Origin of the sequence: Haladaptatus sp. SPP-AMP-3 (assembly GCF_049568665.1) — an archaeon.
Lineage (GTDB): Archaea > Halobacteriota > Halobacteria > Halobacteriales > Haladaptataceae > Haladaptatus > Haladaptatus paucihalophilus.
The window spans coordinates 130,165-156,507 of sequence record NZ_CP145898.1 but is presented as its reverse complement, the minus strand read 5'-3'; the positions used below and the strand labels follow the sequence as shown (position 1 = coordinate 156,507).

Annotated in this window: 27 protein-coding genes; 10 read left to right on the top strand and 17 right to left on the bottom strand. The window is 64.1% G+C overall.

From position 1 onward, the window contains the following. Window positions 1-66: 66 nt before the first annotated feature. Window positions 67-240, top strand: a complete 174-nt coding sequence (locus V5735_RS17380; RefSeq protein ID WP_423746363.1) for a hypothetical protein — start codon at window positions 67-69, stop codon at window positions 238-240. 11 nt (window positions 241-251) lie between these two features. Here the strand turns inward: V5735_RS17380 and V5735_RS17375 are convergent, their stop codons facing one another. Together V5735_RS17375 and V5735_RS17370 are read right to left on the bottom strand one after the other, a co-directional pair. After that, window positions 252-779, bottom strand: a complete 528-nt coding sequence (locus V5735_RS17375; protein WP_423746362.1) for a DUF6789 family protein — start codon at window positions 777-779, stop codon at window positions 252-254. 118 nt (window positions 780-897) lie between these two features. Beyond that, window positions 898-1,662, bottom strand: a complete 765-nt coding sequence (locus V5735_RS17370) for an SIR2 family NAD-dependent protein deacylase (protein ID WP_423746361.1) — start codon at window positions 1,660-1,662, stop codon at window positions 898-900. Window positions 1,663-1,825: 163 nt separating this feature from the next. Between V5735_RS17370 and V5735_RS17365 the strand changes: the two genes are divergently transcribed. Both V5735_RS17365 and V5735_RS17360 read left to right on the top strand, forming a co-directional pair. Beyond that, window positions 1,826-2,227 carry a universal stress protein gene (locus V5735_RS17365; protein ID WP_423746360.1) on the top strand — a complete coding sequence of 134 codons (402 nt, stop codon included), beginning with the start codon at window positions 1,826-1,828 and terminating at the stop codon, window positions 2,225-2,227. A 136-nt stretch (window positions 2,228-2,363) separates the two neighbouring features. After that, the gene (locus V5735_RS17360) at window positions 2,364-4,103 is read left to right on the top strand and encodes a cbb3-type cytochrome c oxidase subunit I (protein ID WP_423746359.1); all 1,740 of its coding nucleotides are present in this window, start codon (window positions 2,364-2,366) and stop codon (window positions 4,101-4,103) included. 18 nt (window positions 4,104-4,121) lie between these two features. On the opposite strand, the gene V5735_RS17355 is transcribed toward V5735_RS17360, so the two are convergent. After that, on the bottom strand, window positions 4,122-4,598 hold the full coding sequence (locus V5735_RS17355; protein ID WP_423746358.1) for a DUF6789 family protein: 477 nt from the start codon (window positions 4,596-4,598) through the stop codon (window positions 4,122-4,124). Window positions 4,599-4,747: 149 nt separating this feature from the next. On the opposite strand from V5735_RS17355, the gene V5735_RS17350 reads away from it, so the two are divergent. Continuing rightward, entirely contained in the window at window positions 4,748-5,596 is an 849-nt protein-coding gene (locus V5735_RS17350; protein ID WP_423746357.1) for an aldo/keto reductase, read from the top strand. A gap of 9 nt (window positions 5,597-5,605) precedes the next feature. Here V5735_RS17350 and V5735_RS17345 read toward each other — a convergent pair whose 3' ends face one another. Then, window positions 5,606-6,343 (bottom strand): hypothetical protein, encoded by a 738-nt coding sequence (locus V5735_RS17345; protein ID WP_423746356.1) that lies wholly within the window; start codon window positions 6,341-6,343, stop codon window positions 5,606-5,608. Between the two features lie 30 nt (window positions 6,344-6,373). Beyond that, window positions 6,374-7,966 (bottom strand): protein kinase domain-containing protein, encoded by a 1,593-nt coding sequence (locus V5735_RS17340; protein WP_423746355.1) that lies wholly within the window; start codon window positions 7,964-7,966, stop codon window positions 6,374-6,376. 176 nt (window positions 7,967-8,142) lie between these two features. Between V5735_RS17340 and dhaK the strand changes: the two genes are divergently transcribed. The 4 genes from dhaK to dhaM all read left to right on the top strand — a co-directional run bounded on the left by dhaK (window position 8,143) and on the right by dhaM (window position 10,745). Then, window positions 8,143-9,144 (top strand): dihydroxyacetone kinase subunit DhaK, encoded by a 1,002-nt coding sequence (gene dhaK / locus V5735_RS17335; protein WP_423746354.1) that lies wholly within the window; start codon window positions 8,143-8,145, stop codon window positions 9,142-9,144. A gap of 116 nt (window positions 9,145-9,260) precedes the next feature. Continuing rightward, window positions 9,261-9,458, top strand: coding sequence for a hypothetical protein (locus V5735_RS17330; protein WP_423746353.1), 198 nt, complete (start codon window positions 9,261-9,263; stop codon window positions 9,456-9,458). A 174-nt stretch (window positions 9,459-9,632) separates the two neighbouring features. Further along, window positions 9,633-10,364, top strand: a complete 732-nt coding sequence (gene dhaL, locus V5735_RS17325) for a dihydroxyacetone kinase subunit DhaL (protein WP_423746352.1) — start codon at window positions 9,633-9,635, stop codon at window positions 10,362-10,364. Then, the gene (dhaM, locus tag V5735_RS17320) at window positions 10,365-10,745 is read left to right on the top strand and encodes a dihydroxyacetone kinase phosphoryl donor subunit DhaM (protein ID WP_423746351.1); all 381 of its coding nucleotides are present in this window, start codon (window positions 10,365-10,367) and stop codon (window positions 10,743-10,745) included. It begins immediately after the preceding gene. A 38-nt stretch (window positions 10,746-10,783) separates the two neighbouring features. Here the strand turns inward: dhaM and V5735_RS17315 are convergent, their stop codons facing one another. From V5735_RS17315 to V5735_RS17265, 11 genes are all read right to left on the bottom strand, one after another. Further along, the gene (locus tag V5735_RS17315) at window positions 10,784-11,032 is read right to left on the bottom strand and encodes a hypothetical protein (RefSeq protein WP_423746350.1); all 249 of its coding nucleotides are present in this window, start codon (window positions 11,030-11,032) and stop codon (window positions 10,784-10,786) included. Window positions 11,033-11,116: 84 nt separating this feature from the next. Next, window positions 11,117-12,820 carry a phosphoenolpyruvate--protein phosphotransferase gene (ptsP, locus tag V5735_RS17310; RefSeq protein WP_423746349.1) on the bottom strand — a complete coding sequence of 568 codons (1,704 nt, stop codon included), beginning with the start codon at window positions 12,818-12,820 and terminating at the stop codon, window positions 11,117-11,119. Further along, a complete protein-coding gene (locus V5735_RS17305; protein WP_423746391.1) occupies window positions 12,817-13,086 on the bottom strand; it encodes an HPr family phosphocarrier protein in 270 nt (89 codons plus the stop codon). Before V5735_RS17305 ends, ptsP begins: the two co-directional genes overlap by 4 nt. Window positions 13,087-13,150: 64 nt before the next feature. Beyond that, a complete protein-coding gene (locus V5735_RS17300; RefSeq protein ID WP_007980639.1) occupies window positions 13,151-13,390 on the bottom strand; it encodes a hypothetical protein in 240 nt (79 codons plus the stop codon). Window positions 13,391-13,399: 9 nt separating this feature from the next. Further along, window positions 13,400-14,407 carry an MIP/aquaporin family protein gene (locus tag V5735_RS17295; RefSeq protein WP_423746348.1) on the bottom strand — a complete coding sequence of 336 codons (1,008 nt, stop codon included), beginning with the start codon at window positions 14,405-14,407 and terminating at the stop codon, window positions 13,400-13,402. Between the two features lies 1 nt (window position 14,408). Continuing rightward, complete coding sequence (gene glpK, locus V5735_RS17290) at window positions 14,409-15,947, bottom strand: glycerol kinase GlpK (protein ID WP_423746347.1); 1,539 nt, start codon at window positions 15,945-15,947, stop codon at window positions 14,409-14,411. 121 nt (window positions 15,948-16,068) lie between these two features. After that, window positions 16,069-17,043, bottom strand: coding sequence for an aldo/keto reductase (locus V5735_RS17285; RefSeq protein WP_007980634.1), 975 nt, complete (start codon window positions 17,041-17,043; stop codon window positions 16,069-16,071). A 160-nt stretch (window positions 17,044-17,203) separates the two neighbouring features. Continuing rightward, on the bottom strand, window positions 17,204-18,013 hold the full coding sequence (locus V5735_RS17280) for a spondin domain-containing protein (protein ID WP_423746346.1): 810 nt from the start codon (window positions 18,011-18,013) through the stop codon (window positions 17,204-17,206). A 164-nt stretch (window positions 18,014-18,177) separates the two neighbouring features. After that, window positions 18,178-19,209 (bottom strand): lamin tail domain-containing protein, encoded by a 1,032-nt coding sequence (locus tag V5735_RS17275; protein WP_423746345.1) that lies wholly within the window; start codon window positions 19,207-19,209, stop codon window positions 18,178-18,180. Window positions 19,210-19,261: 52 nt separating this feature from the next. Beyond that, window positions 19,262-20,113 (bottom strand): DUF5694 domain-containing protein, encoded by an 852-nt coding sequence (locus V5735_RS17270; protein ID WP_423746344.1) that lies wholly within the window; start codon window positions 20,111-20,113, stop codon window positions 19,262-19,264. A 110-nt stretch (window positions 20,114-20,223) separates the two neighbouring features. Further along, on the bottom strand, window positions 20,224-21,114 hold the full coding sequence (locus V5735_RS17265) for a winged helix-turn-helix domain-containing protein (protein WP_423746343.1): 891 nt from the start codon (window positions 21,112-21,114) through the stop codon (window positions 20,224-20,226). A 104-nt stretch (window positions 21,115-21,218) separates the two neighbouring features. Between V5735_RS17265 and V5735_RS17260 the strand changes: the two genes are divergently transcribed. Next, on the top strand, window positions 21,219-21,635 hold the full coding sequence (locus tag V5735_RS17260) for an SHOCT domain-containing protein (RefSeq protein WP_423746342.1): 417 nt from the start codon (window positions 21,219-21,221) through the stop codon (window positions 21,633-21,635). 108 nt (window positions 21,636-21,743) lie between these two features. Here the strand turns inward: V5735_RS17260 and V5735_RS17255 are convergent, their stop codons facing one another. Next, window positions 21,744-23,471: a MutS-related protein gene (locus V5735_RS17255; protein ID WP_423746341.1), complete on the bottom strand. Its 1,728-nt coding sequence runs from the start codon at window positions 23,469-23,471 to the stop codon at window positions 21,744-21,746. Between the two features lie 81 nt (window positions 23,472-23,552). Between V5735_RS17255 and V5735_RS17250 the strand changes: the two genes are divergently transcribed. Beyond that, window positions 23,553-26,327, top strand: a complete 2,775-nt coding sequence (locus tag V5735_RS17250) for a PAS domain S-box protein (RefSeq protein ID WP_423746340.1) — start codon at window positions 23,553-23,555, stop codon at window positions 26,325-26,327. Window positions 26,328-26,343 lie beyond the last annotated feature (16 nt).

Here is a 26,343-nt window from a genome sequence, read left to right as displayed (position 1 = left end):
CGCGGTCGTGGATATTTTGTCCCGTTCGCCACGACGTTTTTCAGGCGTCGAACCGTGGCCATGCGTATGTCGAACACCGTGTCGCTCACGGACGACGACATCAACCGACTGCTCTCGATACTGCGGGAGTACCGGATGCAGACGGGGGAGGACGTCTCCGACCTCATCGAAACGTTCGAGGAACACGAACGGCGACCCGAACACGAGTACTCGACGTCGATGGGTTCTCCCGACGAGTAGCTCGCAAAAAATCAGACGAGCGTCGTCGGCCGCTTGGAGAGATAATCGAACACGGAACCGAGGGCAAAGCCGTACGCGAAGTGCGCGAGCAGGGTCAACAGCAGGTACAACGCGAGCAGGACCCCGGTGTAGCCGTCGTAGAACGCGAGAACGAACCCCGTCCAGAGGACGAACCCGTAGGGAATCCCCCTCGTCGCGTACGTCTCACCCGGCAGGTAGGACCCGATGGAGACGAACAGGAGCGGCCACGTGATCATCCCGCCGCCGAGGAAGATGACGTACCCGACGGCCGCTGGATTCGAGGGAAGGAGCACGTCGGCACCCGTGAGCCGCGCCAGCACGGAAAACGAGTTGAGGTCGAACGCGCCGAGGGTCGTCCCGACCAGCAACACGGCCGTCATGACGGCGGTGCCGACGAGGCCGCCGATGGCACCGATGAACCCGTCCGTGACGATGCCGGAGAGACTGTCGAAATCGGGTTCCGCGACGTCCTCGCCGACTTCGACCTCCACGGTCGCTTGTGTGTCATTGTCAGCCATGGTAGGGTGTACGACCCGCACCATCAAAAACCGTTCTTCCATCACGAATCCGAGAGTTCGGGGCGCGGAGGCGCGTTGGAACGGTGCGGAACGACGTCGGTGATGCGAAGCGTATCCGTCACTCCGCGACGCTCGCCCTGAGGTCGGGGAGAACGTCGATCACGTCCCCGCGAATGTCGAACGCCGCGGTGGGACTGAACGGGGTTTCGTCGAAGTTGATGACGGCCGTCGTCGCTCCGTCGCGGTCGGCGGTTCGCGGGAGCGACGCCGCCGGTTCGACCGTGAGCGACGACCCGATGGCGAGGAACACGTCCGCCCGTTGTGCGTAGCGGCGAGCGCGATAGAGCGTGTCCTCGTCCAACCGTTCACCGAACAACACCACGTCCGGTTTGAAGAGGCCGCCACAGTCGCCACATCGAGGTGGCAGTTCGCCGGATTCGATGCGACGACGAACCGGGGCGGCGTCCGTTCGCCGCCCGCACTCTTCACAGACGACGCGGTGGGCGTTACCGTGTAGTTCGAGCAGTTCCGCGGCTATCGAATCGCCGCGGCCGCCGCGCGCGTGGAGGCCGTCCGTGTTTTGCGTGATGATGGCGTCTAGCTGCCCATCGTCGGCGAGTTCGGCGAGCGCGTCGTGGGCCTCGTTGGGTTCGATGTCGTCGCCGAACATCGTCTCGTGGAGCGCGAGACGGTCGGACCAGAACGCGGCGGGGTCGGCGCGAAACCGTTGGTAGTAGAAATCCTCCGGGTCGAACCGATTCCAGAGACCCGAATCGCTTCGAAAGTCGGGGATTCCCGACGCGGTACTCATCCCCGCACCCGTGAACGCGACGACGGTTTCGGCGTCGCGGATTCGGTCCGCGAGCCGAGCGATGTCGTTCATGTCACTGTGTCAGTGGCGACGGGATTGTATAGTTGTGGAAATCCGCGGGTGAGCCAACCGACCGCGGTAGTTCCGAAACGATGGTGAAGGAATCGTGTACCGACCGAATCACGTCATTTCGCCTGCCAACCGGTTTATGGTTCCCCCGCGTATCTGTGAACGTATGACCCGAATCGTCGCTGGAACCGACAGCGCCGAGACGAGCGAGAAGCTCTGTGACTACCTCGAATCGCGGCTTACCGAAGCCGACGAGGTTCTCGTCCTGAACTCCCTCCACGGCGGAAACGACGAGGAGATGGTCGAACGGGGACGGGAGGCGCTCTCGGTGTTCGAGGACCGTCTCGGCGAGACGTTCGAGGTCGAGACGGAACAGAACACGAACGCGAGCGACCCCGCCCACGACCTGCTCACCGCCGCGGACGAGGCCGACGCCGACGAAATCGCACTCGGCCTGACCCAGAAACGGAGCCCCGCTCAGAAGGTGTTGTTCGGTAGCAACACCCAATCCGTTCTCATGCAGACCCGGCATCCGGTCGTCGGCGTTCCGCTTCGAAAGTCCAGATAAATATCGACGACCGTTTTCATCGACTGGGAACGGCCCAGTCGGTTAAGACACGTCCGTCCCAAGTGGGATTACGAGCCGCATTGCACCGTAAAATCACGACCGACAGTTACCGATATTTGGTAGAGACACGACCACAATGAATCTCCTCGGAGAAGCCGCGGCCGGTGTCGGGCTTGGACTCACACTGGTCGCCGCCGCGCTCTTGCTCGCTCGTTCGATAAACATCAAAGAAGCAATCAAACCCAAGCAGACGCCGAAGACCGACGGCGGCTACGTCAACGGATTTCCGGCCGGATACGGAAAACCGACCGGTCTCGTCCGGTGGCTGACGACCGTCGACCACAAGGACATCGGCCTGCTCTATCTGCTGTTCGGAAGCGTCGCGTTCTTCTGGGGTGGCATGGACGCGATGATGATTCGGACGGAACTGTTCACGCCGGAAGTGGACGTATGGAACGCCACGACCTACAACGGCCTGTTCACCATGCACGGCCTGACGATGCTGTTCTTCTTCGCCACGCCCATCCTATTCGGATTTGCGAACTACTTCCTTCCCCTCCTCATCGGGGCGGACGACATGGCGTTCCCGCGCATCAACGCCATCGCCTTCTGGCTCCTCCCGGCGGCGTTTCTGCTGGTCCGATTCGGCCTCGTCTCCGACATCTTCGGGAACGTCATTCAACCCGTACTCGGAAGCGCGGCCGCAGAGCCGTTCTTCAGGCTCGAACCGCCGACGACGGGGTGGACGATGTACACGCCGCTTTCGAGCCAACAGACGAATCCGATGATCAACGTGATGCTCCTCGGCCTCCACCTCTCCGGCCTCAGCACCACGATGGGAGCCATCAACATCATCGCGACGACGTTCACGCAGAAGGACGTGGAGTGGGCCGAACTCGACATCTTCTCGTGGACGCTGCTCACGATGAGCGGCCTCATCCTGTTCGCGTTCCCGCTCCTCGGCAGCGCCATCATCATGCTGCTGTTCGACCGCGTGTTCAGCACGACGTTCTTCGCGTTGAGCGGTGGCGGGCCGCTCCTCTGGCAGAACCTCTTCTGGTTCTTCGGGCACCCGGAGGTGTACATCCTCGTCCTGCCGCCGATGGGGTTGATAAGCCTCATTCTACCGCGCTTCGCGGGCCGAAAGCTGTTCGGATTCAAGTTCGTCGTCTACTCGACGCTCGCCATCGGCGTCCTGTCCTTCGGCGTCTGGGCCCACCACATGTTCACGACCGGGATGGACCCCCGCCTCAGGGCGAGCTTTATGGCGGTGTCGCTGGCCATCGCGGTGCCCAGCGCCGTCAAGGTCTTCAACTGGATTTCCACGATGTGGAACGGAAACATCCGCCTGACGGCACCGATGCTGTTCTGCATCGGGTCGATAGCGACGTTCATCATCGGGGGCGTGACGGGCGTCTTCCTCGCCTCGATTCCGGTCGACCTCATGCTCCACGACACCTACTACGTCGTCGGCCACTTCCACCTCATCATTATGGGGCTGATTCCGTTCGCCATGTTCGCGGCGGTCTACTACTGGTTCCCCATCTTCACCGGCCGAATGTACAACAGAACCCTCGCAAAGGTCCATTTCTGGATCACGTTCGTCGGCGTCATGCTGACGTTCAACACCATCATCGTCCTCGGCATGATGGGCCTACCGCGTCGCTACGCGAGTTACCCGCCGCAGTTCGCGTTCCTCCAGCAAGTCGCCACCGTCGGCGCGTTTATCATCGCGCTCGGCACGCTGGTTTGGGTGTGGAACATGCTCCAGTCCTACCGGAACGGACCAATCGTCACCGACGCGGACGTATGGAACCTGAAGGAGTACGGCTTCTTCTCCCGCGAGTGGCAGTGGTTCGAGGAACGGTTGGAGTAGTCAAGCCACGACTTCTTCTTATCGCGTGAATCGGCCGTAGAAGACCCCTAACGAGTAGCCGTAGGCGAGGTGTGCGAGCAGGCTGAAGACGATGTAGAGGAAGAAGAACGCACCCTCAAGTTGAAGTCCCGCCGACCCGAGGCCGAGGAACGCCACCCACAGCAGGAGCGCGAACAAGATGCCGCGAACGCCGATATCGTCTCCGCCCGGAATCGCTTTGAATCGGTCCTCTATCGCCGCGAACAGCAGGGGCCAAACGACGACACCGGCGACGACGAAGACGGCGAACCCGAGGTAGGGTTCACCGTCCATTCCGACGAACTTCGCTATCGCGGCCGGAACGCCCAGATTGAAGTCCGTTTCCGCCTCCGAAACGAGAAAGATAAACAGCATGATAGCGGTACTCACGATTCCCGCCTTGAACGTCTGAATCCCCTCTACGACGGCGGGCGGCAGACCGGAATCGTCGTCGAATCCGGCGACTTCCTGTGACATACTAGCAGGCATGAGCGGAAGCGGTTTATAGGTATTCCCTCATCGACCGCTGAATGGAACCGTTTTCGCTGAGGGGTCACGTCGCTGGAACAACGGCCCCGCGTCGGTCGCCAAAAAACGTTACCTCCTTCGAATCCACAGTTAGCGACGTGACACTCGAAAACGAAAGCGACACGTTCGACATCGGCGGCGAACTGACGGTCAACCGACTCGGCTACGGCGCGATGCGTCTCACCGGCGAGGACATCATCGGACGCCCCGACGACGAGGAGGAAGCGCGCCGCGTCCTGCACGAGGTCGTCTCGACCGGGACCAATTTCATCGACACCGCGGACTCCTACGGCCCGGCGGTGAGCGAGCGGCTCATCGGAGAGGCGCTCCACCCTTACCCGTCCGACCTCGTGGTCGCCACGAAGGGTGGCCTCTGGCGCGACGACCGCGACGGTTCGTGGCCGAAGTGCGGCGAACCGGGATACATCAGAAACGCCATCCTCGGCAGCCTCGACCGGCTCAAGGTCGACACTATCGACCTCTATCAGTACCATCGACCCGACCCCGACGTCCCCTTCGAGGACGCCGTGAACACGTTCGCGGAACTGAAAGACGAGGGGAAGGTCCGGCACGTCGGCCTGAGTAACGTCTCCGTCGAGCAGTTGGAGGAAGCGCGCGACATCGTGGATATCGCCACGGTGCAGAACCGGTACAACGTCGGCAACCGCGAACACGAGGACGTGCTCGAAGCCTGTGAGGAGTACGACATCGGCTTCATCCCGTGGTTCCCGATGGGGGCGGGGGACCTCGGCGACAAAGCCGACGTGGTCGACGACATCGCGGCGGACCGCGACGCCTCGGACCGACAGATAGCGCTCGCGTGGCTCCTCCATCACTCGCCGGTCACGCTGCCGATTCCGGGCACGTCGAGCGTGGACCACCTCCACGAGAACGTCGCGGCGTCGCACATCGACCTCACGGACGACGAGATGGCGCGTCTCGATTGAAAACGGGGACTACCGCGTCGAAAGACCACGGACGTTTTGCTGGAGCCGAATCGTCGCGGTGAGCAGGAACGCGCCGATCATTACGACGAAGACGCTCTCGACGCTGCTGACGAGCAGCGATTCGACGCCCACGACGACGCCGAGGTCGGCGAGTCCGAGCAGGCCGGAGCAGACGAGAACCGGAAGCAGGTGACGACGGAGCGTGTCGATGGACGTTCCGCGCGCGAGCGACTCCAACCGCTCGGCGAAGACGAGGCCGTAGACCGCGAACGAGAGGCTTCCGAGACCTTTGACGAGCGATACGACCGAACCGTGACCGAGGAGCAAGACGACGACCAGTTCGAGAAGGATGATGCCGACGAAACCGACCTCGATTCGACGCAGTTGCGAGAGCGAAATTCGTCGTTCGTCCGACGGCGGGGCCAACGTGCTGTTGTAGTACAGTTCGCGCATCGCAAACGCGAGGAAGACGGTGCAGAACAGAAACGCCGCGTGACCGAGCGCGAGAAGCCATCGACCGGGGGAGAGCACGCCGACCATCCCGAGCGCGCCGTACAGTACCCCGGCGACGCCGATGGCGACGAGATACCGCCAGAACGGTCGCTGGGATTCCAGGCGGTTCAACTGGAGATTGCGGAACGCGTAGAACCCGAAGATACCGGCCGAGGCGGCCAGAAGTCCCGAGCCGATGAACTGCACGACGCTTCCGCTGGCGTCAGCGCCGACCTGTGCGAGTGAGATGACCATCTGCCTGCCTCGATATGAGCGCGCCGTTATTTAATATATTCGACCCATCAGCCCCGTAGAAGTAACGCCGATGACGTGTTCGAGCGCGACTCGAACGTCGTCGGCCGTCTCGTAGCGGTTCGGTTTCCGTTTCGCCAGCGCGCGTTCGAGGAAGCCGTCCAGTTCCGTCGGAAGGTCGGAATTCACGTCGCTCGGCGTCGGCGGGTCGTCCGCCGTGACCCGTTTCACGGCGAGATGAGGGTCGCCCGCGAAGGGTGCATCGCCGGTGAAAAGGGCGTACAAAACCGCTCCGAGACCGTACACGTCGGTCGAGTGGTCGATGCCGCCGAACGACTCGGGGTCGAGGTGTTCGGGTGCCGCGTAGGTCGGCGGAACGGGCGACAGGTCGAACTCGGTCATCACGTCGGCGAGTCCCCAGTCCCCGACTTTCGGGACGGGCCACGTCGAACCGAACGTCCTCGTGAATCGAATCGAGGGAGGGCAGAGGCCGCCGTGGACGACGCCGACCGCGTGAGCGTGTGAAACCGTCCTGACGATGCTGTGGGCGAACCAAAGCGAGGCGTCCAGTCCGGCGTCGAAGTGGTCGGCAAGCGTCCCGCCGCCCGTGAACTCCGTCGCGACCCACGGCGGTTCGTCGCCGCGTGCCCGAACCGTCAGCACGTGGTCGTGGTCGTGGATGGCCTCCCAGCGGTCTATCGCGTCGAAGAACGACTCGACCAGCGGTTCCTCCCTGCGGTCCGAGCGCAGCGTGAACAGGGTCGTCATGGCGTGTTGCTCGCGGGGGGTCGCGGCGCGCGCGTGATGCGCGGTGACGAGCGGTGAGCGACCGCCCGACCGCAGTTTTTCGAAGTCCTCGTACTCGACGGGGAGCGAACGCGGCGATTCGATGTCGTCGGGAGACGGCGGCCCGGACCCGGACCCAGACCCGGAACCGACGGTTCGCTGGGCCGTCTGATGGGGCGTCGAGTCTTCGTCAATCGCCGAAGCAGGGTCGATGCGAAGTTCCCTGGACTCGGTGTCGGCCGTCCCGAACTGGACGATGTTGGCACCGGGCGGGAACAGCGCCGCCACGCCCGGGTCGGCCACGCTGATGACGACCGGGTCGCCGTCCAACGTCGCTCCCGAAAGCGCGTTGGAGATGTGTTGCAACGCCTCGGTCGCGTACCGACGGATGGTCCCGTTCCCCTCGTCCCGGAATTCGAGCAGGGAACCGAACACCGGTTCCGCCGTCCGCGGATACTCCTCGGCGACGCCCGCAACGGCGACGACTGCGTTTTCGCGCACCAGCGGGTCACCGTCTCGGACCAAATCGGAGACGTGTTCCATGGTCGGTTTGACGCGTCTCGGGTCCGCTTGTGCGACCTCCGCGAGCGCCCACGTCGCACCGCGTCGTACCCACTGGTCGTCGTCGGTGATAGCCTGCGTGAGGTCGGGAACCGGAACGCGTTCGGGGTCGTTGACCGCGACCTCCGCGAGGGTCCACGCGGCGCTCGCGCGTCGTTTCGCATCGTCGGCACCGAGCGAAACGATGAGGTCGGAAACGTTCCGTGTCGAATGCACGGACGCACGCTCACGCTCCTGCCGTACCCGCACTTCGCGCTCGTCGGAGTCGAACCGTGCCATGAGTGTGCTCTAGTTTACCTATCGAAGTTCGGACATAGTATAAGCGTCGGGTGCGCCTCGGATTCTATCGGGAGGAATAGTGGGAGCGGAAGTAGGAACCGAGACCCGTTCCGGCGCGCGTGCCGCGCGATTCGAGGGAATCCTTATGCGCCCAGGAGTAGATGGTAACACGACACATGAAGAAACTCATCAACGAACCGTCGGCGGTCGTGGACGAGATGCTGGACGGGATGGTCGCAGCACATCCCGACGAAGTACGGCGGCTCGAGGACTCGAACGTGCTCGTTCGACGCGACGCGCCGGTCGAGGGGAAAGTCGCGGTCGTGAGCGGCGGCGGGAGCGGCCACGAACCGACGCACGCGGGGTATCTCGGGCCGGGGATGCTGGACGGCGCGGCCGCGGGCGAGGTGTTCACCTCGCCGACCGCCGACGAGGTGAGCGAGATGGTACAGGCCTGTGACGGTGGCGAGGGCGTCCTCATGGTCATCAAGAACTACGAGGGCGACGTGATGAACTTCGAGACGGCGGGGGAACTGGCCGAGATGGAATCCGACGTGGACGTCGCCAAAGTCGTCGTCAACGACGACGTGGCGGTCGAGGATTCGCTGTACACCTCCGGGCGGCGAGGCGTCTGTGGTACCATTTTCGTCCACAAGGTCGCGGGCGCGATGGCCGACGAGGGCGGCGATTTGGACGACGTACAGCGCGTCGCCCAGAAGGTCACCGATAACGTGGCGACGATGGGCACCGCGCTGACCTCCTGTATCACGCCCGAAAAGGGCGAACCGACGTTCGACCTCGGCGAGGACGAAATCGAACTCGGCATCGGGATTCACGGCGAACCGGGCGTCGAACGCGTCGAGATGATGTCGGCGGACGAGATAACGGAGCGACTGACCGAAAACGTCCTCGACGACCTCGACCCCGACGAGGGTGCCGAAGTCGCCACCATCGTCAACGGGATGGGCGGGACGCCGCTGTCGGAACTGTACATCGTGAACCGAAAGCTCCAGTCGATGCTGGAAGACGAGGGACTGGAGACGTGGGACGCGTGGGTCGGCGACTACATGACCTCGCTCGACATGCAGGGCTGTTCCGTGACCGTGCTGGTGCTGGACGACGAGTTGAAGGAGTTGCTGGCGCATCCGGCGGAGACGCCCGCGCTGACGGTGACGTAGTTGGAATTGGATTTTGGAGACATTTCACGGGACGAAACGAGGGTCACCATCAATCACACCGAATGGACTTCCCTCGTGTCGAGCTATTTTTGTATTAACAAAACGTTCTGGAACATATGGTAACTGTCCTCGGTTACGTTCTGAGCATCGTAATCGTACTCGGGTGTATGTTCCTCCTCACCCTTTTGTCGGACAAAATATTCACTGATTTGAATGTTTTGCAATCAACACCGGCGCGAATCAGTACGGACCTCCTCGGAGGAGGAGTTGGATTCGTGATTGGAGTTACGATAGTGACCGTCATCTCGATTTGAACTGCCCAGTAGACACCCCTAGGGGGATTGGTATTTTTATAGGAATGGCACCAGGTCATATATTTACGTGACACCCTGTCTCCGGACCGTCATTGGATTTTGTAGGAATCGGGAACCGATCACTCGACCACGAGCGAAGCTTTACCCCATCGCGCCGCGTGCTACCAGCAAGCAATGGCTGACACAGCAACGGAGCGAGAAGCGGTGCGTTCCGCAATCGAGCGCGTCGCGGCGCGGATGGAAGAAGAAAAGGAGTACCTGACCGACCTCGACTCGGCCATCGGCGACGCCGACCACGGCGCGAACATGGACCGCGGGTTTCAGGCCGTCCTCGAAAAGACGGACGGGATGGACGACGCCGACGCCGCCGAACTCGTGAAAACGGTCGGCGTGACGCTCATCTCGGAGGTCGGCGGGGCCGCCGGACCGCTGTACGGCGGGTCGTTCATGAGCGCCAGCGCGGAGTTAGGAGACGGCATCACGGCCGAATCGACCGTGGCCTTCGCCGAGGCGTTCCTGGATAAAGTGCAGGACAGAGGGGACGCGCCGGTCGGCGCGAAGACGATGGTCGACGCGCTGACGCCCGCCGTCCACACCTACAAAAAGTCCATCGAGGAAGACGACCTCGAACCCGTCGAGGCGCTCACGAAGGCCGTCGATGCGTGCCAACGCGGCGTGGACTTCACGACGCCCATCCGGGCGAAGAAGGGCCGAGCGTCGTACTTGGGATGGCGGTCGGTCGGCCATCAGGACCCCGGCGCGACGAGCACCCTGTGCATCGTCGAGGAACTGCAGGAGACGGCGGTCGAGTACCTCGGCGACGGAAGTCTCGAAGCGGACGCGACGTCGCCGACGGTGCCGGACGAGGAACCGACGCCCGACGACGGCGGACCGGAGGGGGTCTGAATGGTCGGCCTCGTCGTCGTCTCCCACAGCGAACGCGCCGCGGAAGGGATTCGAGCGGTCGCGGCCGAGATGGCGGGAGACGTGTCCATCGAGGCGGTCGGCGGCGACCCGGACGGCGGCCTCGGAACGAGCACGCCGGTGATTCAGGAGGCGTTGGACGCGCTCGCCGACGAGAAGGGGGTCGTGGTCCTCGTCGATTTGGGAAGCGCGGTGATGAACACGGAACTCGCCATCGAGATGGCCGACGTGGAGGCCGAAATCGCCGACGCGCCGATTCTCGAAGGCGCGGTCAACGCGGCGGTCGCGGCCACGAGTCCGAAGGCGACCGTCGAATCCGTGCTCGAAGCGGCGGAAGAAGCGGCGGAGATTTCGAAGCTGTAAGTCGCCGACGGGGACGCCCTCAACCGTGCTTCGGTCGATTACGGTTCGGCGGCGTATCGAGCCTGCATCCGTTCGATGGCGTCCCGGCCGAAACTCGTGACGACCGAGAGCAGTCCGACCCCGACGACCGCCCAGCCGAGGTAGCCGATAAGGTCGAACGCGAGTCCGGAGTCCCAGCCGTATTCGAGGGAGACGTACGTCCTGACTGTCAGCGTGGAGAGCGCGAGGAGGACGACGATGAGGGTGAGCAACTGCCGAACCCTCCGTCGATGTTTGCGGGGCTGCATACGCCTTCGTGATTCGGGGCGAACAATAAAGGTTGAGAAATCGACCAGTTTCGAGGGCAGCGCAGTCAGGCGATACGCATCTATCTACGCCGAACTTCCAGCCGAGAGCAGCCGACGGACTTCCGCCCGCGTTTCGGCGCCGAGGGTTCGCTCGGCGCGGTCTCGCGCGTCGTCGTCGTCAACTTCGCGGACGTTCGCCTTCACGTCGGGAACCGTGATGGCGCTCATGCTCAACTCGTCCAGTCCCAAGCCGACGAGCAGTTCCGTCAGGTCGGGGTCGCCAGCCATCTCGCCGCACATGCCGACCCACGCGTCTCCGTCGTGGCCCGCCGTCACCGTCCGGCGAATCGCGCTGAGGACGGCGGGGTACAGCGGGTCGTGGAGGTCCGCGGTCCGGTCGTTCTCGCGGGAAGCGGCCATCACGTACTGCGTGAGGTCGTTCGTGCCGATGCTGAGGAACGACACCCGTTTTGCGAGGGCTTCGGCCGCGAACACGGACCCCGGCGTCTCTATCATCACGCCGAGTTCGGGAATCGCGTAGTCGATGCCCTCGGCGGCCAGTTCCTCGGCGACGGATTCGACGCGGGAAAGCGCGGCGTCCAGTTCCTCGACGGTGGCGACGAGGGGGAACATCACGGCGAGGGAGCCGTCCGCATCCTCGTAGTCACCGGCGGCCCGAAGCAGGGCGCGCAACTGAGTGTCGAACAGGTCCGAATCGGGACCGAGCGAGCGTCGAATCCCGCGCACGCCGAGGAAGGGGTTCATCTCGGCGGGCGCGTCGAGGTACGGGATAGGTTTGTCGCCGCCGACGTCGAGCGTTCGGACGACGACGCGCTCGCCGGGAAACGCGGTCAGCGCCGCGGTGTAGGTTTCGTACTGCTCTTCCTCGTCCGGGGGAGCGTCTCGGTCGAGGAACAGGAACTCGGTTCGAAAGAGACCGATACCGTCGGCTCCCTGCTCCGCGGCCGCGTCGAGTTCCGCGAGCGTCCCGACGTTCGCCGCGACTTCGATTTCGCGTCCGTCCGCCGTCGAGACGTGCTCCGCGACGACGGACGCCTCCGCGTCCGAAATCCGGCTCCGGGCGTCGTCGTCGGGGTCGATGACGACCGTTCCGCCCTCGCCGTCCACCAGCAGTTCCCGCCCGTCGCCGACTTGGGCGAGTTCATCGCCGACGCCGACCACGGCGGGAATGCCGAGCGACCGGGCGAAAATCGCGGCGTGGGACGTTCGGCCGCCGAAGATGGTCGCGAATCCGGCGAGCGCGTCTGGGTCGAGTTGTGCCGTGTCGCTCGGCGTGAGTCGTTCGGCGACGAGAATCGAGCCGTTCGGGAGGTCGCCGAGGTCCACGCGGTCGCCGTCCGTCACGAGTCGAAGCAGTCGGTCGCGCACGTCGCGGAGGTCGTCCGCGCGCTCCGCCATCGACCCCTCCAAGTTCTCGAAGCGGGCGATGGGGTCCTCGAACGCCCGTCGAATCGCGTGCGGCGCGGGGAGGCCGTTCTCGATGGCCGCCTCGATGCCGCCGGTTATCTCCGGGTCGTCCAGAAACGCACGGTGTGCGTCGAAGATTTCGGCCTCGTCCTCACCGAGGCGGTCGCGCGTTCGTTCCCGCTCCCGTTCGAGTTCCTCGTGGGCGGCTTCCTGTGCCGATTCGAACGCCGCGAGTTCCTCCTCGGGGTCGACGGTCGTCGGGTCGGGCGGGTCGCCCAGGTCGGTCGTCCCGCGATACCAGACGACCCGGCCGACGCCGACACGCGGCGTCACCCCCGTTCCCGAGAGTTCGGTCGTCACGATTCCTCGTCCTCCGGGGTCGTGAGAACGTCCGCCAGCGCTTCGAGGGCCTCCTCGGCGTCGTCGCCCTCCGCGACGAGGTGAACGTCGTCGTCCTTCCGCGCGTTGAGCGTCGTAACCGACAGCATGCTTCGGGCATCCACCGGGTCGCCGTCCACGAGGGAGACGGTACAGTCGGCGTCGAACTCGTTCGCGGTCGTGACGAACCGCGCGGCTGGTCGGGCGTGCAGTCCGGCCTCCGGGACGATGGTGACGGTGCGTTCCATCCGGCTCATTGCTGACAATTGGAGCGGAACCCGCTTCATGCTATCGCCGCCGTCATTTCTGCCATCAACGCCATTTCCGCAACCCCCACTGTGCACGGGTGTAACCGAGTGCGAACAACACGGTGCCGACCAGCATCAGCGACCCGCCGAGCAGCGGTTCGTGAACCGACGTTCCGGGTGCGGAGATGGCGACGAGCGCCAGCCCGGACGCGAGGACCGCCAGTCCCACGAGACTCACCGGGTCGAGGAACACCAGTCTGAGGTAGGCACCCGTCGAACGCTCCGGGTCGTCCGAAGTCGTCACGGCGGCCGTCTAGCTCCCTCCCGCCGGGCGTTCCTGTTCCTCGTCGTGGACCGCCGGTTCCTCCGGTTCTATCTCTTCGGCTTCGAGCCTGATGACGTACCGACGCGTCAGGAAGTCGTACAGTCCGCCGCCGATGATGCCGCCGACGATGGTCGAGACGGACGGGAGCCACCAGCCGCCGCGCGGTCCGGGGAAGGCGACGCTCCCCCATCCGGCGAGATAGCCCAGAATCCGCGGACCGAGGTCGCGGGCCGGATTCAACGCCGCCATGCTGATGGGCGCTTCGTACTGCACGAGCGCCGCGACGGTCAGCCCGATGAGGAACGCCGCGATGCCGGGCGACGCCCGCGTCCCCATCGGATTGTCGTCGTCCACCAGCGCGAAGATGACGCCGACGAGGATGGCCGTGATGACCATCTCGCTGAAGAACGCTTGCGGGAACGAGACGAGGAAGGCGGCTTCCTTCAGCGTGTTGAAGTCGCCGACCTTCACGCCCGCGAACACCGGATTCGGGAAGAACGTCCAGAGGGTCATCCCCGTTATCGAACTGCCGGGCTGCCCGCGGACGACGTTGTTCGCCTGACTGAACTGCTGGTAGTACCCCGACCACGTGATGAGCAGGGTTCCGGCCGCCAGAAACGCCCCCACGATTTGGGAGACGATGTAGCCCGGAACGTGCTTCCACGGGAAGTCGCGGTAGATAGCGTTGGCAATCGTCACCGCTGGGTTGATGTGTCCCTCCGAGACGCCACCGACCCAGTAGACGGCGAACATCACGGCGAAGCCCCACAGGACCGCCACGCCGAACAGGTCGAACCCCCCCGTCAACACCGAGACGACGACCGCGCCGTCGCCGAGGAGGATGAGGATGAACGTGCCGACGAGTTCGTTGACGTACTTCGCACCCCAGTACTCCTCCGTTGCTCCGCCGTCGGTGGCGATTTCGCCCCCGTCGGTGACGATTTCACTATCGTCGGGAACTGCCTCGACGTCCTCGGTTTCCGCGTCGGTCGTCATCTCAGGCACCCCCCTCGCGCGCCCACCCGAGGGAGCGCTCGACGGCATCCTCCCAGCGGTCGTACCTCTCGTCGGCCTCGGATTCCGACATCTTCGGCTCGAACTCGCGGTCCACCTGCCAGTTCGTTCGGAGGTCGTCCGTCGAGTCCCAGTAGCCGACGGCGAGTCCGGCGGCGTAGGCCGACCCGAGCGCGGTCGTCTCGTCCACCACGGGGCGAACGATGTCCGCCCCCAGAATATCGGCCTGCAACTGACAGAGGAAGTTGTTCTTCACCGCGCCGCCGTCGACCTTCAACGACTCGATGTCGATGCCGCTGTCCGCTTCCATCGCTTCGGCCACGTCGCGGGTCTGATAGGCGATGGCTTCGAGCGTCGCCCGAACGACGTGCTCCTTCCGCGTTCCGCGGGTCATCCCGACGAGGGTGCCGCGAGCGCGCTGGTTCCAGTGTGGCGCACCGAGGCCCGTGAACGCCGGGACCATGTACACGCCGTCCGTCGAATCGACGCTTCGAGCCATCGACTCCGTGGCCGCCGCGTCGTCGATGAAGCCGACGTCCGCGAGCCATTCGATGGCCGCGCCGGTGACGAAGATGGAGCCTTCGAGCGCGTACTGCACCGGTTCGCCCGAGCGCTGGAACCCGACCGTCGTGAGGAGGCCGTGTTCGCTCTCGACGGCCTCGTCGCCGGTGTTGAGCAGGAAGAAACTGCCCGTTCCGTAGGTGTTCTTCGCATCTCCGGCGTCGAAGCAGGTCTGACCGAACAGCGCCGCCTGCTGGTCGCCGAACGCGCCCGCGACCGGGACTTCCGCGCCGAGGAACCCGTCGGAGTCGGTCGAGCCGTAGGTCTCGTCGTCGCTCGACGGGCGGACTTCGGGCAGCATCTCGCGCGGGACGCCGAACACCTCACAGAGTTCGTCGTCCCAGTCCATCTCGTGGATGTCGAACAACATCGTTCGGGACGCGTTCGTCACGTCCGTGATGTGCTCGCCCGTCAGGTTGTATATCAGCCACGAGTCGATGGTTCCGAACAGGATTTCGCCCTCCTCGGCGCGCTCCCGGATGTCCGCCGGGCGGGCGCGTTGGAGTTTTATCGGGTCGGCGTTGTCGAGCAGCCATTCGGCTTTCGTCGCCGAGAAGTACGCGTCCGGTTCCAACCCCGTCTTCGCCCGGATGTCCTCGACCTTCCCCTCGTCTTCCAACTGCTCAACCCGGTCGGTCGTCCGACGGTCCTGCCAGACGATGGCGTCGTGTATCGGACTGCCGCTATCCGCGTCCCACAGTAGAGTCGTCTCGCGCTGGTTCGTGATGCCGATGGCCTCCAACCGGTCGGCAGCGACGTCAGCCTCGTCCAGCGCGGTGGTGACGACGTGTTGCGTGTTCTCCCAGATTTCGAGGGGGTCGTGTTCGACCCACCCCGGTTCCGGGTATTTCTGTTCGTGCTTCTCGTAGGCGCTTTCGACGACGCGACCGTCGTGGTCGAACAGCATGAACCGCGTTCCGGTCGTCCCTTGGTCGATAGCGCCGACATACGTATCTGACATTGGATCCCCCATTCGGTGTGCCGGTCCGTTCCCCCACTCGGACACACCTCGGGAAAGAGACGGGACGAAGAATAATGATGTTTTCCCACGCTGTCACTGACGACCCGCCGGGAAGATACCCTTAGCTCGCGTCGGCGATGCGGTCGTACTGTCCCGCCGAGAGTTCGATGTCGGCCGCGCCGACGTTCTCCTCCAGTTGCTCGACCGTTCGCGCGCCGACGATAGGCGTACACGAGAAGTCGCGCTGTTGGATGAGCCAGCGGAGCGCGACCTGTGCGGGAGTCGCGTCGAGTTCGTCCGCGATGGCCCGAATCTCGTCCAGTACCTCCCAGCCCTCCTCGGACATGTAGTAGTCCTCGAAGTAGTCCACGAGGTCCGCGCGCGACCCGACCGGCGTGTCGCCGTCGCGTTCGTACTTGCCGGTCAGGAACCCGCCAGCGAGCGGCGAGTACGGGCAGACCGCGAGGTCCTGGTCCGCGCAGACGTCGAGGTAGTCCTGCACTTCGTCGCCCGCCGCCGCGTGGTACATCGGCTGTGTCACGTCGAAGCGTTCGAGGCCGTTCACGTCGCTCTGCCAGAGCGCCTTGGTCAACTGCCACGCGGCCATCGAACTCGCGCCGAGGTAGTTCACCTTCCCCTCCTCGACGAGTTCGGTCAACGTGGAGAGCGTCTCCTCGATGGGCGTCTCCTCGTCCCAGCGGTGGATGTAGTAGACGTCGAGGTAGTCCGTCCCGAGGCGGTCGAGCGTGCCCTCGATTTGCGCTCGGATGTGCTTGCGCGAGAGACCGGAGTCGTTCGGACCGGGTTCGCCCCACCCGTCGAACGGGAAGTACACCTTCGAGGCGATGACGAAATCCTCGCGGTCGTGGTCCGCGAGCCAGTCGCCGATCCACTCCTCGCTGGTGCCGTTCGGGCTTCCGTAGACGTTCGCGGTGTCGATGAAGTTGATGCCGTTCTCCCACGCCGTATCGAGCAGGTCGTGGGCCGTCTCGCGGTCCGTTTCGACCGTCCCGTCCGACTCCATGGCGAATCGCCACGTTCCGAAACACAGTTCTGAAACTTTCGTGCCGGTGGAGCCGAGAGTTCTGTACTCCATGTTCGAACGCACCGTTCCAGTGCAAGTAAAGCTCCGGAAAGAGGAAGTTCTGCGGTCGTCCTTCGGGCCGACCGTTTACACCGCCCGCATGCCGTCGCAAGGAACGCGTGTCGTCACGCAGTCCCCGCAGTCCTCACACCGTCACACAGTCATCACGCCGTCACGCGTTCCTCGACGCGACCGTGACGCGAATCACGTCGGCGACGGCCGGATACCGAAATCCATCGTCGACCCTCGATATCGGCTGTACCGGTGCGTTCTCGTCGGGTCCCGTGTTCGGCGCGGACTGTCGCGGGGCTTGGTTCGGCCCGGTTCCGGGCTGTTCGTTCCGTTCGGTGCCCGCGTCCCAGAGGAGCACCTGCGACGTCACGTTGCCGCTGATCGGGCTACCATCCCGGAAGAGCGGGATGCCGATGCCGCCCGGCGCGAAAAAGAGGTCGTTCGACGGGACGAACATCGTGGCGAACGACAGGCGCTCGCCCGGTTGGGCGTCGAAGTCGAACCGATACGTCCGCCCCGGTTCGAGCGGTCCCCGTTGATCACTCCCCTCCAGTCGGTCGAAAATGTCGCTTTGGACCCCCTGTTGGTCGTCGAGAGACCGCTCCAATCGAGTCGGGTCGCCGTCCTCGGCGAGCTGTTCGAGCCCCCGTGCGCCGCCCTGCTTCCCGGCGGTGAAGATGGGGTCGCCACCGCGGTAGACGGCGTAGACGCCGGGCGAGAGCGGGACCGGTTGACGCTCCCCGTCGGGCGGTTGGAGCGTGTCGTTGCTGGAGACGTTGCGGATTTCCACCGTGAACTCCGTCTCCCCATTTCCACCGTCTTGCGCGCTCGCCACGCCGATTCCAGCGAATCCGGAGAGAGCGGCGGTTCCGCCGAGCGCGGTCGTGCGGAGCAGGTCGCGGCGGGTGTGCCGTCGGCGGCGTTCGCGTTCCACCGACCGTGAACCGTGGCGTTCGAATGGTCGTGTCATGGACTCCCCGATAGAGAAGCACGGGAGGCGAAATAAGCCCGGAGCATCCTTCACGCCGATAATTCCTCGCTACGACGCACAAGGTCGTATTATCGAAACGCGGGGCGGAACGGGACGGCGATAATCGTTGTTACTCCGTCCGCGTCGGGGGGCAACGGCTCGATTCAGCCCTCGTACTCCCGTTTGAGGACGACCGTTCCGCTCGCGTCCCGGACGACGACCGTATCCCCGCCGTTGTTCCAGACCGCGGCGTCGGCGTTCCAGTGGAGTTCCGACGCCGAGTCCGACCCGCTCCCCGTGTAGAGCGTGAGCGTCTCCCCGCCCGCGAGCGTCACGCCCGACGGCACGCGGTACGTGTGCCCGCCGTCGTCCGAAACCGTCCACCCGGAGAGGTCGAGCGTTTCGTCGCCCGCGTTCTTCAGGACGACGTACTCGTCGTTCAGGTTCTCGTGGTCGTTGCCCGCGGCGTCCGCGTGGATTCGAGCGACGGAAAGCCCGCTCGTGCCGCCGTCGGTCGCCACTCGGGTCGTCGATTCGTCCGTCGTCACCGCCCCGTCCGTACTCCGCTGTCCGTCCGTGCTCGCCCCTCCGTTCGTGCACTCCCAGAGACCGACGTCGTGCTGCTGTGCGTTCGTCTCGGCGGCGTAAAACCGGTCGCCGCGGGTGAACTCGCTGTCGTACACCCGCGCGTATCCCTGCTTCACCAGTTGGTAGTTAAAACGCGTCCCGTCCGACTCGCGGATGTAAATCAGCAATCGACCGTAATACCCCCGCGGTCCCTCGTTCGCGTCGAGCGTAATGGTCACTCGCTCGTCCACGAGTTCCGCTCTTGCGAACTCGCTCGCCTTGTGCCCCCAGTCGCGGAGACAGCGCTCTCCGCTCGCGTCGTCCGGTACCCCTTCGAACTCCGACGGGTCGTTGTCGGTGTGTACCTCTGGCGTATCGACGCCGAGGAGTCGCCCGGTGTCCGTCGTTCCGTTCGCGTAGCGGAACTCCACGGTGTCGCCGTCCACGATGCGGGTGATGGTGACCGTCCACTGGCTGGTCTGGCTCTGGGAACCCGTATTCGAGGTCGGTTCGCCCGATTGCGGCGTCGTCGTCTCTTGTACCGACGTGCACCCGGCGACCAGCGCGCTCGTCACGACGACGAGCAAGATGGCGACGGAAACCGACCGGGAGGGAACCCTGAAAGACACGCCACAACCGAGACGCTTCGGGAGGTTAAAGCTAGGCGACTTCGGCGCGACGTCAGCCGCTGGCGGGCAGATACGGGAGCGGACTGACCGGGCAGAACATCGGCGCTTCGGTGAGGAGGTGGCGGAGAACGCGAACGTGGCCAGCCCCGACGAGCAACAGGATTCTGTCGTCTTCGGAATCCATCGCCCGCCAAAGGTGGTGAACCATGCGAACGTTCCGCTCGTACCAGTAGGCGAGCGCGACCGGACTCCCGAACGGTTCGTCCGCCGCACGAATCCCCGCATCGAACATCGAGTCGTGGTTAAACCGGCGTTCCTCCTTCCGGTTGATCCAGTCGAGGTACTCGGGAATCGTCGAGGAGGAAAGTTGGTCGTCGCTCTCACGCTGTACCGCGTCGCGCTCGGGCAATTCTATTTCTGTCTTCCGACCCGAATCGATGTCACGGTCTTCGAACGGGTCGGAATCGGGTTCGTCGGGATATTCGTCTATCGCGGCGACCCCGTCGTGGTCGAGGTGGTCGGCGAGTCGGAAGCCGACCTGGACGATTTCGCTCCGGCATTCGGTCGTCAGTTCGTTCCGTTCCGAGTGGGACGCGGGAAACGTCTCTTCACGGTCGTAGGTGCGGTCGCCCGACCGATACTCCCGATAGCGGTCGTTTATCGACTCGTTTCGGTCGTAGGGGCGCTCGACGGCAACCACGTCCGGTTCCCACTCCGAAACTCGAGTCACCAAGTCGCGCAACTCGGCTTGTCGGCGGTCGGCGAGCACGTCGTCGGCATCGACGTTCACCTCGTCCAGTCCGGGGTTATCCATGTGATAGGTGCCGAGCACCATCACCTGCACTTGTTCGGGCGTCGGTTCCGGCCATCCCTTCGGGATTCGTTTCTCGTTCGTGTTCACCATGGACGGAACGACCGACGCGCCGGGAATAAGTGTTTGTAGAATGAGATTTCTGTGAACGAGAGTACAGAAGTACGGTTCTACTCCCTGATTGTCATCTCCTGTATTGTCATTCACTCCCCGTCGTATCGGTCCACGACGTCCAACCCCCGGTCGAAAACGAACGTACGCGTTTTCCCGTCGAGGGTCATGGGAACCGCGATACGAAGCGGGTCGGTGGATTCGACGGTCGCGTTGTCCGCCTCCAACCACGGAATCTCCCACCTCGGCGTTTCGCGGAGGTCGATGCCGTGTTCGTAGTGGAACGCGGCGACCAGCGGGTGCGAGAGAACGGCCAACTGAACCGACCTGTTGTACACGTGACCGCAACGAGTGCATTCGCAGAACTCCATTCCGACCAATCCGCTGCCTTCGAGCCAATCGGGAGCGTCATCGTCGTCGGAGAGATACAGCGTCGAATCCAGCCGCCCGTGGCAGTTCGTGCACATACCGACTTCGGTGGCCTCGTCCACGGTTCGGAGCCACCGAGCGACGACGCTCGGTGCCGCCGCCGCGTCCATTCCGTCCATGAGTCCCGCGGGAATTTCGGGGTTAGTGAACATCCACTCACAATCCGAGCAGTCGATGGTGATTCCGTGGTCCCGGAAGACCGCTTCCAATCGGCCCCCGCAGTGGAGGCAGTTCCCATCGACCGGAACGGAATCGGCGCTGAACTCCGCGGTGTACCCGCCGGAGAGGATGGCCCCGACGACCCGTTCCCCCGGCGGTGCAACGTCGTAGCCCGCCTCGGTCTTCCGCACGAACTGTCCCGTGAGCTTCCCGAGGTGGTAGTTGAACCCGCCGGGGTCGTCCGCACCGACGCGGGTTCGAAGTTCGGAGAAGGACAACGACTCGTCGGCCCCGTTCAACGCCCGCAGGATTGCGAACCGGGTCTCGTCGCCGAGCAGCCCAAATGCCTCGTCGGGAGTGAGTCGCGTAACGGTTGGGTCGTCGTCACGTTCCATGCACCATCGTTGTGAGAACGGAAACAAAGGTCGTGTGGTCCGTCGAAATGGTACCCGAACGAACACAAAGGACGTTTTATGTTCCGGCGACGATACGAACTGATATGAGCGACACTCCGAGCGAGCGTTTCCGCGAGAACGCGACGGAAATCACGTCGATTCTCGTCACGGGGTTCTGGCTCCTCGCCCTCTTCACCGACCAAAGTTGGTGGCTACCGGCGATGTTGGTCGGCTACGTCGTCGTCATTCCCATCGTTGAGATGCTGTTCGGCGACGAGGAGGAGGAAGAGGGCGAAGAATCGTGGGGGGACGGTCGGGAGACGAAGGCCGAACCGACGGAACGCCACGGCGCGGAAGAGAACAACCGCGAGGCCCTCGAAACGCTGAAGGACAGGTACGCGCGCGGCGAACTCACGGACGAGCAGTTCGAACGAAAACTGGAACGGCTCGTGGAAAACGAGACGGTCGAGGACGTGGAGGACCGTCTCGGACGGGGCGAACGGAACCTAGAGCGGAACTGAACGCGAAACGAGCGGGACGCACACGATTTTCGACGTGCGAAGGTTTATATGTGAAACCGGGACCAAACGTCCGCATGGAGGTATCGCTCGAACGGCCCACCAAGTGAGTTACTCCGCGTCCGTCCACGAATCCAGCGTCTCCTGAATCAGCGCCTCGCCGACGGCGCGCCCCAGAACGTCGTACCCGGCGCGTTCCGCCCGGTCGTCCGAGGAGGCGATGAGACGCGAGACGATGAACTCCGGCGTGGACTTGCCGACCGTCTGGAACCGCGGCTGATAATCGACGAGCAGGTCCAACTCGTCGTTCAGCCCTTCGGCGAAGATACCGTCCTTGCGCGCCTGTCCGGGGAGCGGGTTCAGGTCGTCCGCGAGGTGGGTGACGAAGACGCCGAGCGCGCCTCTATCGACGGTCAGACTGACGAGTCCGTGGAGGAGATTCGCCGCGCTTCCGGGTTCCGTGATGGCCTCGAACTCGTCCACCAGCATGAGCGTGCGCCCGTCGTTCGTGAGCGGCGGGACGATGCTCCGGAGCGTGGATTCGAGCACGCCAGCGTTGAAGCTCGCGTGGCGGCGGTGGAAGACGATGGCGTCAGACATCGACACTTGCGCGCGCGAAGCGGGGACGGGGAGTCCCATCTGTGCCAGCAGGCCGACCTGACACAGGGTTTCGAGCAGGGTCGTCTTCCCCCCGCTGTTCGCGCCGGTCAACACCGTCACCCGGTCGCCCTTCGGCGGTCCCGCGATTCGATGGTCACCGATGCCGTAGGTGACGGGTTGGACATCTCCGTTCCCGGTGGCGAGAAAGAGGTTTCGCGCGTTGTCGACCGCGAAGCCGGAATCGACGAACTCGGGACGCGTGAGGTCGAACGCGTCGGCGAAACGGGCCAGCGACAGCGAAACCGCGAGGTCGCTCACGGCGGAGACGGCGGCGTCGATGGCGTCGCGGGCGGTTTCGATGTCGGTTTCGAGGTCTTCGACCACTCTCGCTTCGCGTTCCTCGGCCGCGCTCTCGGTCTCCGCGACGAGTTCGCGGAGCGACCCGCCGACGAAATCCGTCGCGTCGGTAGCCTCGCCGACCGTCGCGTCGCGGATTCGCTGCGGTTCGATGTCCGTTTCGCGGGCGACGTACTCGACGTAGCTCTCGCGGAACTCGTCGGGCGTCCGCACGTCGCCGGACTGGACGGATTCGATCACGTCCAGCGCACCGCTTTCGAGACGTTCGGCCGCGCGCAGCGCCGACCGAAGTCGGTCGAGTTCCTCGTCCGCACCCTCGACGACCGTGCCGTCGTCGAGTTTCCCGAGCGCGGCGACCGCGACGGCGAGGTCGTCGGCGTCGATGTCGGCGACCGTGGCGAACGCGCCGTCGGTCACGCCGGTTCGTTGGAGTGAAATCGCCGTCTCGACCGCGGTTCGTTCGCTGCCGTCGTACGCGTCGAAGGCGTCGAGCACGGTTTCGCGCGTGTCCTCGTCCAGTACGTCCCACGATTCGACGGCGGCCATGACCGAATCGAGCCGGTCGGTCGCCGCCTCGCGGGAGCGAACCGGCGTCAGTACGCGAATTCGGTCACCAGCGTCGGGCGTGACGGCGTAGTCGCTCGCGATGTCGAGCAGCGATTTGTACACCGAACGGGCGTCACGGGTGGCGAGCACGGCCATCCCGTCGCCGCCGTTGGCCTGTCGAAGGATTCGCGTCGCTCGGCCGCGGGACAGTCCCGCGTTCGTCAGCGCGCGAACATCGCTCGATTCGATGGCCCGAATCGCACGTTCGACTCCCAGTTCGGCTTCGAGCAGTTCGCTCGTCTTCGGCCCGACGCCCCAGTAATCCTCCAGCCTCATACCTGTCGGCTGACACGGACAGCTATTAATCGTTCGCGTTCCACCGAAACATAGAGAAACCCCCGTCCACTTTATGTTAGCATGCCCTTCCATGAAGAATTCCCGGAGACGCCACAAATCCTCCACATCGGCGTCGGTGGCGACGGTGAACTCCAGGGGATTGGGGAGGAGAGAACGAGTGCCAAGGAGGCGCTCGACCGACTCGAAACGGCGGACTGCATCGTCTGTGAACACGGTCCACCCGAATGCGACGCGCTCGCCGTGCTGACAGCGGTACGCGAACGCGACGCGAGCCTTCCGTTTTTCATCGTGAGCGACGACGAACGGACGGTGGAAGCGGCGTTTTCGATGGATGTGACCGACTGTGTTGGTCCCGACAGTCGGACCGTCCTCTCGCACAAGATAGAACGTGCCGTCACCTCCTATCGGAACGAACGGATGCTATCACAGGCGGAGGCGGTTCTCGAAGGGCTCGCGGATGCCGTCGTGACGATAGACGAATCGGGCGAGATTCGCTACGCCAACGAGGGATTCGAGCGGGTGCTCGGCTACGACCCGAAGGAGATAATCGGAACGTCGTTGACGCGGGTCATCCCGGACCGGTTGGCGCCGGTGCACGAGGAATCGCTGCAGCGGTACGTGGAAACGGGTGAACGACGACTCGATTGGGATTCCGTGGAAACGATAGCGCGGCATCGAGACGGACACGAGATTCCGGTCGCGCTGTCGTTTCGGAGCGAAGCCTGCAACGGCGACGAGTTGATAACCGGAACCATCCGCGACATTTCGGAGCGGCGGACGGTGGAGACGGAACTGGAAGCGTCGCGCGAACGCTATCGAAAGCTGGTCGCGGCGAGTCCGGAAGCCATCCTCGTCGCCGACACCGAAACGGGGGAAATCGTGGACGCGAACGCGGCGGCGGAGGAACTCCTCGACCGACCTCGAAACGAGATTTGCGGAATGTATCAGTGGGAGATACACCCCACGGAGCACCAGGAACACTATCGGAAAATCTTCGACGAGCACGCGAACGAGGGAGGAATATCCAGAAGCTCGGAGCACCTCTCGGTCGTTCGTTCGGACGGCGAGCGGGTTCCCATCGAAATCAGCGCGAATAGAACCCAACTCGGTGGTCGGGAAGTCATCCACGGCATCTTCAAGGACGTCTCGGAACGGGAAGCGCGCGAACGGACGCTCGAATCCTTGCGGTCGGCGACGCGGGAGCTCATGACGGCCGAGACGAAGACCGACATCTGTGAAATAGCGGTCGAAGCCGCGGGAGAAGAGTTGGGACTGTCGCTGTCGGGTATCTATCTCGTGAACAACGAGCGGGACGTCCTCCGACCGGTCGCCGTGACGGAAGCGACCGAGGGGATACCGGACGAAATTCCGCGCTCCGAGGACGGGAACGGACCCGCGTGGAGAGCGTTCGAGTCGGGTGAACTTGCGGTATGTGAGGACGGGACAGATGTGTACGGGGCGGACGGCCGGGCGGTGACGGCCGAACAGGAGATGGTGATTCCCTTGGCCGAGCACGGCGTCTTTCTGCTGGGGTCGCGTTCGATGGCGAAGCTGGACGAGTACGTCCGGGATTTCGCGGAGATATTGGCGACGAACGTCCAGTCGGCGCTCAACCGGGCGGAGCGCGAGGAGACGCTCTCGGCGCAACGCGCCGAGCTGGTGGAACTGAACCGAATAAACGAAGTCATCCGTGACGTGGACCGCGCGTTGGTGCAAGCGACGAACCGGGAGGAGATAGAGGAGACGGTCGTGGATAGATTGGCGTCGGCGGGACCGTACGAGTTCGCGTGGGTCGGCGAGTGCGAGATGGGCGTCGAAACCATCCGCGCGGTAGCGAACGGGGGCGACGACACGTATTTGGAGTCGGCGGAAACGACCGAGACCGAATGCGACTGTCCGGTCGCCGAAGCGCGAGCGACGGGACGGGCCGTCGTCATTGATGACGTGACGACCCGTCCGGAGTTCGAGTCGTGGACGGCGGAGTCGCTCGATGGCGGGACGCACTCGATGGCCGCCATCCCGATTCGGTACGACGAAACCTGCTACGGGATTCTCGCCGTGCATACGGACCGGATAGGAGCGTTCGACGACCGAGAGCGGGAAGTGCTGGTCGAACTCGGGGAAACGATGGGGATGGCGATTGCCGCCATAGAGAGCAGGAAGGCGCTGGTGTCCGACTGCGTGGTCGAAGTGGAGATGGAGATAGAGAGCGCCGAGCATTACTTCATCCGCGTCCCACAGGAACTCGACTGTACGTTCACCCTCTTGGGGACGACGATGGCACCGACGGGAGAGATTCACTGTTTCATCACCGCGTCCGGCGTGTCATCGGACGTCGTCCTCGAACGAACCGCGCGAGCGGCGGGGATAGCGGACACGCGACTCATCCGCGAACGCAACGACGAGTGCGTCTTCGAGGTGACCTACGAGGGACCGTCGTTCGTCAAGGCGCTCGTTGACCGGGGGGCGGCAATCGGATACGTCGAAGCCGACGAAAACCGCACCCGTGGAACGGTCGAACTTCCGATGGACGCGAGCATCAGAGGGGTGGTCGAGGCGGTGAAGAACATCGCGCCGGGCGCTCGCGTCGTCGCCCAGCGCGAACGGGAGAAACCCGAGCCGACGGCGACGGAGTTCCGCATGCAGCTCTCGGAGTCGCTGACCGACCGGCAGCGGACGGCGCTGGAAACCGCCTATCTCGCCGGGTTCTTCGAGTGGCCGCGGGACAGCACGGGCGAGGAGGTCGCCGAGTTGCTCGACGTGTCGGCACCGACGTTCCACCAGCATCTCCGACACGCGCAGGCGAAACTGCTGAAGACGTTTTTCGACCGGTGAGCGACCCGCTCCGGCC

Excerpts from the sequence above, each read along its gene's own strand:
- dhaK (WP_423746354.1), top strand. The coding sequence starts at position 8,143 with ATGAAGAAACTCATCAACGAACCGTCGGCGGTCGTGGACGAGATGCTG.
- V5735_RS17365 (WP_423746360.1), top strand. The coding sequence starts at position 1,826 with ATGACCCGAATCGTCGCTGGAACCGACAGCGCCGAGACGAGCGAGAAG.
- V5735_RS17340 (WP_423746355.1), bottom strand. The coding sequence starts at position 7,966 with ATGGCACGGTTCGACTCCGACGAGCGCGAAGTGCGGGTACGGCAGGAG.
- V5735_RS17265 (WP_423746343.1), bottom strand. The coding sequence starts at position 21,114 with ATGGAACGTGACGACGACCCAACCGTTACGCGACTCACTCCCGACGAG.
- V5735_RS17260 (WP_423746342.1), top strand. The coding sequence starts at position 21,219 with ATGAGCGACACTCCGAGCGAGCGTTTCCGCGAGAACGCGACGGAAATC.
- V5735_RS17330 (WP_423746353.1), top strand. The coding sequence starts at position 9,261 with ATGGTAACTGTCCTCGGTTACGTTCTGAGCATCGTAATCGTACTCGGG.
- V5735_RS17255 (WP_423746341.1), bottom strand. The coding sequence starts at position 23,471 with ATGAGGCTGGAGGATTACTGGGGCGTCGGGCCGAAGACGAGCGAACTG.
- V5735_RS17250 (WP_423746340.1), top strand. The coding sequence starts at position 23,553 with ATGCCCTTCCATGAAGAATTCCCGGAGACGCCACAAATCCTCCACATC.
- V5735_RS17305 (WP_423746391.1), bottom strand. The coding sequence starts at position 13,086 with ATGGAACGCACCGTCACCATCGTCCCGGAGGCCGGACTGCACGCCCGA.
- V5735_RS17270 (WP_423746344.1), bottom strand. The coding sequence starts at position 20,113 with ATGGTGAACACGAACGAGAAACGAATCCCGAAGGGATGGCCGGAACCG.
- V5735_RS17315 (WP_423746350.1), bottom strand. The coding sequence starts at position 11,032 with ATGCAGCCCCGCAAACATCGACGGAGGGTTCGGCAGTTGCTCACCCTC.
- V5735_RS17380 (WP_423746363.1), top strand. The coding sequence starts at position 67 with ATGTCGAACACCGTGTCGCTCACGGACGACGACATCAACCGACTGCTC.
- V5735_RS17345 (WP_423746356.1), bottom strand. The coding sequence starts at position 6,343 with ATGGTCATCTCACTCGCACAGGTCGGCGCTGACGCCAGCGGAAGCGTC.
- dhaM (WP_423746351.1), top strand. The coding sequence starts at position 10,365 with ATGGTCGGCCTCGTCGTCGTCTCCCACAGCGAACGCGCCGCGGAAGGG.
- V5735_RS17295 (WP_423746348.1), bottom strand. The coding sequence starts at position 14,407 with ATGACGACCGACGCGGAAACCGAGGACGTCGAGGCAGTTCCCGACGAT.
- V5735_RS17280 (WP_423746346.1), bottom strand. The coding sequence starts at position 18,013 with ATGACACGACCATTCGAACGCCACGGTTCACGGTCGGTGGAACGCGAA.
- V5735_RS17360 (WP_423746359.1), top strand. The coding sequence starts at position 2,364 with ATGAATCTCCTCGGAGAAGCCGCGGCCGGTGTCGGGCTTGGACTCACA.
- V5735_RS17355 (WP_423746358.1), bottom strand. The coding sequence starts at position 4,598 with ATGTCACAGGAAGTCGCCGGATTCGACGACGATTCCGGTCTGCCGCCC.
- glpK (WP_423746347.1), bottom strand. The coding sequence starts at position 15,947 with ATGTCAGATACGTATGTCGGCGCTATCGACCAAGGGACGACCGGAACG.
- dhaL (WP_423746352.1), top strand. The coding sequence starts at position 9,633 with ATGGCTGACACAGCAACGGAGCGAGAAGCGGTGCGTTCCGCAATCGAG.
- V5735_RS17370 (WP_423746361.1), bottom strand. The coding sequence starts at position 1,662 with ATGAACGACATCGCTCGGCTCGCGGACCGAATCCGCGACGCCGAAACC.
- V5735_RS17375 (WP_423746362.1), bottom strand. The coding sequence starts at position 779 with ATGGCTGACAATGACACACAAGCGACCGTGGAGGTCGAAGTCGGCGAG.
- V5735_RS17285 (WP_007980634.1), bottom strand. The coding sequence starts at position 17,043 with ATGGAGTACAGAACTCTCGGCTCCACCGGCACGAAAGTTTCAGAACTG.